This is a genomic window from Bacillota bacterium (genome assembly GCA_033549065.1).
GTDB lineage: Bacteria > Bacillota > Dethiobacteria > DTU022 > DTU022 > JAWSUE01.
Genome location: JAWSUE010000014.1, coordinates 58,918 through 65,686, shown reverse-complemented (window position 1 = coordinate 65,686; position 6,769 = coordinate 58,918). Strand labels below are relative to the sequence as shown.

The 6,769-nt window shown below is 44.6% G+C and carries 6 protein-coding genes and 1 pseudogene; 2 read left to right on the top strand and 5 right to left on the bottom strand.

The window, feature by feature from the left end:
* A partial coding sequence (locus SCJ97_10070; GenBank protein ID MDW7740380.1) for an amidohydrolase family protein occupies positions 1 to 398 on the top strand: 398 nt, incomplete at its 5' end.
* A gap of 65 nt (positions 399 to 463) precedes the next feature.
* Here SCJ97_10070 and SCJ97_10065 read toward each other — a convergent pair.
* Positions 464 to 1,126, bottom strand: coding sequence for a cyclase family protein (locus SCJ97_10065; GenBank protein ID MDW7740379.1), 663 nt, complete (start codon positions 1,124 to 1,126; stop codon positions 464 to 466).
* A gap of 16 nt (positions 1,127 to 1,142) precedes the next feature.
* Positions 1,143 to 2,441: a purine/pyrimidine permease gene (locus tag SCJ97_10060; protein ID MDW7740378.1), complete on the bottom strand. Its 1,299-nt coding sequence runs from the start codon at positions 2,439 to 2,441 to the stop codon at positions 1,143 to 1,145.
* A gap of 182 nt (positions 2,442 to 2,623) precedes the next feature.
* On the opposite strand from SCJ97_10060, the pseudogene SCJ97_10055 reads away from it, so the two are divergent.
* Positions 2,624 to 3,946: pseudogene (locus SCJ97_10055) on the top strand (Xaa-Pro peptidase family protein).
* A gap of 218 nt (positions 3,947 to 4,164) precedes the next feature.
* Here SCJ97_10055 and SCJ97_10050 read toward each other — a convergent pair.
* The 3 genes from SCJ97_10050 to SCJ97_10040 all read right to left on the bottom strand — a co-directional run bounded on the left by SCJ97_10050 (position 4,165) and on the right by SCJ97_10040 (position 6,765).
* The gene (locus SCJ97_10050; protein MDW7740377.1) at positions 4,165 to 4,962 is read right to left on the bottom strand and encodes an epoxyqueuosine reductase; all 798 of its coding nucleotides are present in this window, start codon (positions 4,960 to 4,962) and stop codon (positions 4,165 to 4,167) included.
* A 2-nt stretch (positions 4,963 to 4,964) separates the two neighbouring features.
* The gene (locus tag SCJ97_10045) at positions 4,965 to 5,711 is read right to left on the bottom strand and encodes a reductive dehalogenase domain-containing protein (GenBank protein ID MDW7740376.1); all 747 of its coding nucleotides are present in this window, start codon (positions 5,709 to 5,711) and stop codon (positions 4,965 to 4,967) included.
* 109 nt (positions 5,712 to 5,820) lie between these two features.
* Positions 5,821 to 6,765: a C-terminal binding protein gene (locus SCJ97_10040; GenBank protein MDW7740375.1), complete on the bottom strand. Its 945-nt coding sequence runs from the start codon at positions 6,763 to 6,765 to the stop codon at positions 5,821 to 5,823.
* Positions 6,766 to 6,769: the final 4 nt, after the last annotated feature.

Here is a 6,769-nt window from a genome sequence, read left to right as displayed (position 1 = left end):
ACACTACTATCTGTATTTCGCGCCTGGTTCTTGGAGGCGTCCTCAGGGAGTGTCCTTCCTCGAAGTTTATTTTTGTCCATGGCGGCGGATATATCCCCTATCAGCGGGGCAGGTTACAGCATGGATTTAACGTTCGTGGGGAAACAAAGATTATATTAAATGATCTACTGCCGGCACGTTATTTCGACAATATTTATTACGATACAATTACCCACTGGCCCCCGGCTTTGAAATATCTCGTTGAGAGCCATGGCTCGCGAAAGATTTTACTCGGCAGCGATTATCCCTTTGATATGGCTGACCCGGATCCGGTTTCCACTGTAAAAAATATAAACCTGAAAAGTTATGATGAAGAATTGGTTTTAGGAAAAAATGTTGATAATCTTTTTCAACTTTAAAAAATAGAAGGTGGGGAAGATTATATATCCCCACCCTTGATCTATTAATCGAGAGCATATAAAAATTAAGGCAGGATACCGAAGATCCTTGCCGGGGCGGCTTCGGCTTCCATAAGTTTTAACGGTGCAGCGAAAAACTGAAAACGCTCTGTAGTAATTGACTTCAGGTTAGTCAGGCCTTCAATAATAATTATCCCCTGCCCAAGGATTATCTGATGAACCTCAAAATCATCGGGTTTAAAATCCTTGAGCCTTGCCGAGTATTCTTCAAAGAAATCAAAGGCTACTGCATTTGGTTTTTGCTTGACAATCCAGTGTGCGGCTGCGGGAGTCAGAATCGGGGACTGGGTAAAGTACTCCTCGGTGCCGAACATTTTTGCCCCCCAATCGGTACGGATGATGATAATATCGCCTTCTTTTACTTGGCCGTCATACTTGGCGAGGCAATCGATATCGATAGTGCCGTCGGGCACACCCTGATCGGTTACATCAAGCACAACAGCCTCGCCGACAACTTTTTCGAGTGGTATTTGGGCGATTGTCGGTCCACCTTCTATAACGTGCAGCGGTGAGTCAACATGCGAGGCGGTATGAGCAGCCATGGAAATCCATGTTGCCTGCCAGTGTCCCGGCTCCCGGTAAACCCGGGTAAATTCTATCGGCTGTTTTTGAGAAGGGGGAACAATAGTTTTACTGTCAACCGGTAAGCTTAAATCAACAATTTTCATTCTGATAACCTCCGTTTTATAAAATATTATCAAGTAACAATGAAACAATTAACCCTACAACCAGCCCGTTTCCGGCAATTCCGCTGATCATCACCGGCAGGCTGCTGAAGAAATGAGCCGGTAGAAAGATTAATCCAATACCGATTACCAGGGGGATGCTAATTACAGGGAGTCTTTTCCTGCTCACAGTAACTTTTGAATAATGAGCTAGCCCGAGTCCGAACATTTTAGCGAGAACCACCATCAAAATAGCCTGTCCCACTGCCGGAGGCATAGAAGCAAAGAAAGCTCCCATTGCCGGTAATAAGCCCATCAGCATCAGTATTACCGCATGCAGAACCAGAGGATTCTTTGAAGGATTCCCGGTTACTTCAACAAAACCGATACAGTGCGATTGCGGAACAAATCCGATAGTTCCTCCCAGCCCTCCGATAATATTTGCCGTTCCGGTGATCATAACAGCCCGATCCATATCTGGTTCTTTTGCCCCTGTCAGGTCTGCCATTCCTTTTACCGTAGCAATAACATTGGCAAATACCATGAAGGCGATAATCAGGGATGTAATTACTACAACCAGATCAAACTTCGGCATACCCCAGGCAAGAACTGATGGAAATTCTATCGCTGGTAGCCCGGAGGCAGAGGCCAGCCTGTACGGAATTAATCCGGCTGCTGCAATAACCAGATGGGCGAGCCAACCGGCGATCGCTCCGGCCAGCAGCGAAAAATTTCTAAGGTAAAGCTTACCATATTTGTTAGATAGAAAAATGGTAATAATGGTAATGGAAGCCAGGGTAATATTAATCCAATTTACTGAAATAATATAGTTGGGAAACCTGATAAAATTTGAAGCGACCGATTTACCGATCTGGAAAACGATCAATACAAAGAAAGTTCCCATTACGGCCGGGGTGAAGAGTTTCGATATTCTATTCATCAGTTTAAAAGAAGCAAGAACGATATAAAGTATACCGCCGATAATGAAGCCGAGAGCCAGTTCGCCCTGCAGCTGGGTTAGCGGTTTACCGCTTAACAAGGCATTTCCACTCAAGGCGATGATAGCACTGACCCAGATTGTCGAAGGGCCTTCATATATGGGGAGCTTATGCCCTAAGTAAATTTGCAGTATTGTAGCCAGACCAGTGTAAAAAAAAGTCCTTTGGGTGAGCTGGCGGAGTCCTTCCTGATCCAATCCCAGGTAAGGGCCGATAACCAGGGGGAGGACTATACAGAGGACTAAATTGACACATAGCCACTGCAAAGCATAAATGAATATGTTCCTTGCAGAAGAAAATTTATTTGACCCATTCGTCAATTATACGCACCTCGGTTATTCTAAATCTCGGTGTAAATTTCAGACTCAGCATAATGAATAATTCTGGTTTGCCGGTTTAAATCCTCTATCTTTGAGAAAAAAACAGACAATAGGTTTGTGTTGATTTATGCATGTCAGACATGCTATAATTCAGAAAAGATGACTAAGGAGGCAAAGCTGATATGCAATACGGACAGTTTGCGGTAGATTACGAGCATCGCCCGTATAACCCGGAGCGGATGCGCAGGGAAAGGGTAGAAAAAGCGCAGCAGGCCATGAAGAAGCATGGGTTGGGAGCGCTTATACTCTATGATTACGATTACCATCGTTATCTAGGTTATTACTCTTTCCACCAGTATGCAAGGCGCCGTCTCGGCACCTTTGTTCTTTTAATCAGGGATCAGGGGTTCCCCTATGTGCCAGTCGATCACCTCAATGGCGAATGGGAACGCCCAAGGATGCCCTGGTTTGAAGGAAAAATGGTTCTTAAGACTTCGAAGGTCTATAAATTGTGCCAGGGCTGTCCCGATGCTCCCGAATTTATGCCCGGCTACTTTGACGAAACTGCCGAAGAAATTAAGGCGCTTCTGAAAAAACATGATGTTCTTGATTTACCTTGTGGAATTGATGTTTCCAGTCATAACATGTTAAAAGCCTGTGAACGTGCGGGGATAAACATAACTGATGGTAATACCTGCATGGCTGATGCTATCAGTGTTAAAACTGAAGATGAAATTCATTGCTTGCGGATGGCTGGAACAATTGTGGAAGCTGCTCATTGGGATGTTTGCCAGGCTTTGCGTCCGGGTATAACTGAACTGGAAATTGCCGGTATAGCAGCAAACGGTTGTTATAGGCATGGAGCAGAAGAACTTGAAGGTCCCAGTTTTGTTGTATGTTCCGGAGAAAGGTCTGGTTATGGTGTCCCGAATATGCCTACCGATAGACGAGTCAGGCCTGGTGACATGGTCATTTTGGATATCAACGGTGTGAGCTTCAATGGTTATCGAACGTGATTTTATAATACATACCTTGTCGGTGACAAGGCTACCGAATTCCAGAAAGAAGTATACAATGTAGCTTATGAAGGTCTTAAAGCAATGACGGAATGTTTCAGGCCAGGCATTACAACCAGCGATGTCCAGCAGGAATGGTTGGCAAAAGGGGATGAACCCGGCTTATGGGGCAGAATACCCGAGTGGCCTGAACCGGGTCGGTATTTTTATGGCTCAACTGCTCATCCAATCGGTCTTCGCTCAGGTGACCCCGGACATACCGTAGCGGGACAGAGCGGGCAGTTTATGGGATCCTTCCCTGCCGGTAAACTCGAAAAGAATATGACCTTTGCAGTTGAAGTTGGAGTTTTTACCTGGCTCGGTGATCGTTGGGCCAAGGATGGTGTGAAGGTCGAACATTGTGGGGTTATTACTGATGACGGTTTTGATGTATTCTATAGATGGCCTAAGAAAGATCTAATCGTCTGTGGACTGCCTGGCGTTTATTAGGTCAACACTTATCGTCTCAGTTCGATAATAAATGCTAAAATATGTTAGAAATGTAAAAGGGTAGGCCTTGAATATGAGTGCCTGCCCTTTATTTAGTGCGCTCGGCATGGGCGTTAACTTGACAGTGAAAGTCAGCTGTGGGCATGCTTGGTAGTGTGGGAGGGTCGGCGGTCTATTGACTGCCTCCTATCCCGATTATGTATGGAAAAAGAAACTCGTTATCTCTCAGGGATTTGACTTTCACATGGCACATTTACAAAACATTTTCCACAGGGAGAGAAAGGAAAACCATAAATAGCTCTGATTTTCTCACCCTCAATATTCTTTAGGAAATTGTCACATTTGGCAATATCTTTTCCTTCAGGGGTTAAGGCTCCCGAGGGACAGCGCTTTATACATTCACCACACTTGTTTTGATCATACCAGGGACAGCGTTCATTAATTTCTTTGTAAGTTCTTACCGTTGGTTCCAGTACGAGGTTGGTTATTACGCTGCCAAGCCTTCCGGCCAATCCCTTTTCAGTAATAATTCCCCGGTTAAGCCCAAAGGAACCTATTCCGGCAATGAATGCAACATGTCTTTCGGACCAATTACTTCTAAAGTTTTTTACCGAATATCCCGAAGAAATTAAAGGTGCTACCGCGCTATATCCTTCAGCCTGAAGGGCAGAGACGATTACCTGCCTGAGACGATTGTTGAAGTCTTCACCATAAAAACGCACATAAACCCAATCTTCAGAACTGCTTGTCCCGGAATAATTTGTCTCGACAAGTTGATGATTAATCGGTAAAAAGTAAGATATAATTGTATTAGCATCGCTGACCCAGTCAGTAGGCAGGGTATGAGTAGGCCCGACAACATCAGGTTCCTTCAGCTCAACGAATAGAGGATCGTCAGCAGAAGCAAAGGCAACAATTGGTTTTTCGAAGACATGAATATTTTTGCCCGGTAGATTGTTTCCCCTGTCGCCTGCTACAAATGCTTCGATTATGGATATTAACCTGTTTTTCTTCACGATTAAAACCCCATGTAGTATATGTTGGTTTTTCTTTCTCTTCTTTTTTTTGCTGCCTTGTGACCAAGGATACAAACTCCCTGACAGAGGGCACATTGAGCCCAGTCCATTCTCGCCTGGCACATTTCCTTGTCGATAACAGTGACTTTTTTTTCTTTGTCATAACTGATGGCTCCGGCAGGGCATTGGTCGATACAGAGTGTACAGGAATTGCATACATCTTCGACCGTTCCCGGCTCTGCTTCAATTGTGGTATCAAGCGGTGCATCCGTGATAACTGCAGTCAGCCTGACCCGTGGTCCGAATTCAGGAGTTATCAGTAAAGAACTTTTTCCGATTCTGCCCATGCCGGCCAGAACAGCAGCTTCTTTAAATGGAAAAAGGCCGACGAAAACTTTACCGCTTTTTGTTTCAGTCCTGGCTTCAATCGGATAACCATCGTAACCAATATCTTCAAGAAATCGGGCAACCTGGCAGGAGATGAAATCCAGTTGATCATAATTGTAGTGCATTAAATAGCTGTGTAAATTGGTACTGTACGGGTCGTAATTTCCGGTTAAACGGTCCCATATCGAGTCTACCAGCTTCAGTCCAATCACTATCACGCTTTTAGCTTCCGGCAGGTAAAATCGGGGGCAAAATTTGTTCTGCTCATCCTGAATCAAAAAAGAATCAGCATCTGCTATACCAACCAGATCTGCCCCCTTGCTTCGTGCGAAATCAATAATCCTGTCTGTTAAATCCGGCATTGTGTACCCCTTAGTTGATATTTATATTTTTTTGGTATGGGATATCCGGCCGGTATAAGAAAAAGCCGGCCGGATATGATACAAGATATTAGTTAAATTGTGATTAAGATTACACCAGATAATCAGGTTTTTCATTGCGGAAGGTTTTGATGATCTGCATTACTGCTTTATTCCGCTGTTCAACTGTAGCTTCTTCCGAATAATAGGCAGCGTGTGGTGTGATTATTACGTTATCCCTGCCCAAGAGCGGATCATCCTTGCTGATAGCTTCCTGTTTCAACACGTCAAGAGCGGCTCCACCGATTTTCTTTTCATCCAGCGCTTTCACCAGGTCATCTTCATTAATAACCGGACCCCTGGCTGTATTGATAATAATTGCAGTTGGCTTCATCAACGATAAGAGGCTGTAATTAACCATTCCCCGTGTTTCCGGGGTTAAAGGCGTATGGAGTGAGAGATAATCGCTCCTGCTGAAAAGATCCTGAAGTTCAACCAGGTCTACCTCTTTGTCGGGGCTTTCTTTCAGGAAAGGATCGTAAGCTATAAATTTAAAGCCAAATGGAGCAGCCTTCTCCTTTACCAGTCTGGCAATTTTACCAAAACCCATAAACCCAAGGGTTTGACCCCTTAAACGATACATGGGACGCTGTTCCTGGATGCTCCAGATACCGGACTGAACAGTCCGGTGGAGGGGAACAATCTTTCTTACCGATGCCAAAAGAAGAGCCATGGCATGATCGGAAACTTCATCCACACAGTAATCGGGAACATTGGTTACATAGATGCCACGTTCCCTGGCCGCCTCCAGATCGATCGTATCGACACCGATACCGTATCGGGCGATTATCTTACATTTTTCCAGGGAGTCAATTGTTTTTTTACTGACAATGGCGTAAATATTTAGAAGAGCGTCGGCATCTTTTACCTTGTCGATGATTTCTTCCACATTCTTGCACTGGTATTCTTCCAGGGTGGCCCCGATAGCCTTCAGTGCTTCCCGTTCGATATCAAGATCAGGGAAAATATTATCGGTTACCACTACTTTTAAAGTCATTAAC